This window comes from Halopseudomonas sp., assembly GCF_041579695.1.
In the GTDB taxonomy this organism is placed as follows: domain Bacteria; phylum Pseudomonadota; class Gammaproteobacteria; order Pseudomonadales; family Pseudomonadaceae; genus Halopseudomonas.
Genome location: NZ_JBFGFI010000194.1, coordinates 1 through 1894 on the forward strand (window position 1 = coordinate 1; position 1894 = coordinate 1894).

A 1894-nucleotide genomic window follows, 5' to 3' on the forward strand; every position below is an offset into this window, starting at 1 on the left:
GAAGTGCTCGATTTTGCCGGACCCTTCGAGGTATTCACTACCGCCGCACGGGTCCGGTCGCGCGCCCATCCTGACGAACCACCGCAATTTGCCGTGAGCCTGCTGTCCGAGACCTCCCCTGTGCGTGCGCGGGCAGGCTTGCTGATCCAGAGCGACTGCGCACCGCATGAGGCCCCCCCGCTCGATTTACTGATCATCCCTGGCGGGGTCGTTACCGCCGAGCTGGAAAAACTGCATATCATCGACTGGATCAGGAGCACCGCGCCGCGGTGTATTGTCGCGTCGGTGTGTACCGGCGCCTTCCTGCTGGCGAAAGCCGGACTTCTGGACAATCGTTCGGCAACCACCCACTGGGAAGATATCGCTGACCTTCGCGCGCAATTTCCGGCAGTAAAAGTCGAGTCCGGGCAACGCTGGGTAGACGAAGGACAGATCGTCAGCTCAGCGGGCATTTCCGCCGGCATCGACATGAGCCTGCATCTGGTGCAAAGACTGGCCGGTCGCGAACTCGCTGTCGCTACTGCAAGGCAGATGGAGTTCGATTGGACAGAAGCTGATTGACTGGTCATCATCTCGCCTCCCTTCCAGCCCCGGTGCCTGTTACCCCATGAGTGATTTACCGCCCTGCCCCGAATGCCAGTCCGAATACACCTACCAGGATGCCGCAATGCTGGTGTGCCCGGAATGCGGTAATGAGTGGTCAGCAGATGCAGAATCTGCAGCTACGGACGCTGAATCGGTGATTCGCGATGCCAACGGTAACCCTCTGCAGGACGGAGACGTGGTCACCGTCATAAAGGACCTGAAGGTCAAGGGCTCCTCCCTGGTCGTCAAGGTCGGGACCAGGGTGAAGAACATCCGCCTGGTGGATGGCGATCACGACATAGACTGCAAGATCGACGGCATCGGCCCGATGAAACTCAAGTCCGTTTTCGTCAAGAAGTCCTGAACTGCAGGTTACCTGTTGACCCAGGTTGCCAGCCAGGCAATCAGCAGAGAGGCAATCACCACAAAACTCAGCGGCTTGCGTAGCGCCGGATACCATACCGGGGCGAGCCCATGGTTGACTGCCCAGATGTCTGCAAAATACAGCCCGGCAAAGGCGACAAAGAATACCGGCAACGCCAGATCGATCGGCAGGCTCAACGCGACCCAACCCAGCAGCGGCGGAATCACTGAAAGCCCGAGCTGTACCGGCGCCTGATCGCTGGCCTCGTCGGCTCGCATGGCAAGCCCCCAGTGAATCGCACCCATGAAGGCGAGAATCACTGCAGCGTAATTGAGCAGCTCCTCCAGTACCCGCTCGCGCCATGCCTCGGGCGTCAACCAGAGGCCCAGAGCTGCGCTGACAAAGGGAATCAGGCCGGCGAGCCCGAGCCCGACAGCCAGAGGTGGCGGTTTGATAGCGCTGAAAGGATGCATGGATGCTCCGCGGCAGAGTGAGAGTCGCCCGATTGGCTGTACGTCCCATTATAAGCCGGAGGAGCGCCCCGGCAAGTCACCCGTGTCCAGTGCACGTATGGCACCACGCGGTGGTTTGCGCGGCAGGCAGGAACAAAGTGACCGCTCGAGACTGCGTAGCCGCTGCTGCATGGCCCTGTCGGGCTGGTCGCCGCCGCTGGCATAGGACTGATGCACGTACTCATCAAAAAAGGCCTCAAGCTCGACACGACACCCTGGCAAGGCCTGATCCAGCCTCGCCTGCCAGGCGCGGGGCCCCTCTCCACGCACAGCTTGCAGTCCGAGCCGCTGCAGACGTCGATCCAGCCGGGCCCATGACCTGCGTCGCGGATCCTGGGGCAGCCGGCCCGGTCGCAGGGTCCAGAGAGCCAGCGGTATCATCACCAGCGCAACACATCCCAACAGGATCAGACCGATGCGCTGCCAGTCGGTA

At 61.5% G+C, this 1894-nt stretch carries 3 protein-coding genes and 1 pseudogene; 2 read left to right on the forward strand and 2 right to left on the reverse strand.

Annotated elements, in window-relative coordinates:
• Both ABYA88_RS16305 and ABYA88_RS16310 read left to right on the forward strand, forming a co-directional pair.
• Positions 1-561, forward strand: a 561-nt coding sequence (locus ABYA88_RS16305) for a DJ-1/PfpI family protein (RefSeq protein WP_373188433.1), incomplete at its 5' end; no start/stop codon positions are given.
• A gap of 46 nt (positions 562-607) precedes the next feature.
• Positions 608-949 (forward strand): zinc ribbon domain-containing protein YjdM, encoded by a 342-nt coding sequence (locus tag ABYA88_RS16310; protein WP_373188434.1) that lies wholly within the window; start codon positions 608-610, stop codon positions 947-949.
• A gap of 8 nt (positions 950-957) precedes the next feature.
• On the opposite strand, the gene ABYA88_RS16315 is transcribed toward ABYA88_RS16310, so the two are convergent.
• A complete protein-coding gene (locus ABYA88_RS16315; protein WP_373188435.1) occupies positions 958-1422 on the reverse strand; it encodes a DUF3429 domain-containing protein in 465 nt (154 codons plus the stop codon).
• Between the two features lie 48 nt (positions 1423-1470).
• Positions 1471-1894 (reverse strand): annotated as a pseudogene (locus tag ABYA88_RS16320) (hypothetical protein); the annotation flags it as partial.

Coding starts and splice junctions, on each gene's coding strand:
- ABYA88_RS16315 (WP_373188435.1), bottom strand. CDS start 1,422: ATGCATCCTTTCAGCGCTATCAAACCGCCACCTCTGGCTGTCGGGCTC.
- ABYA88_RS16310 (WP_373188434.1), top strand. CDS start 608: ATGAGTGATTTACCGCCCTGCCCCGAATGCCAGTCCGAATACACCTAC.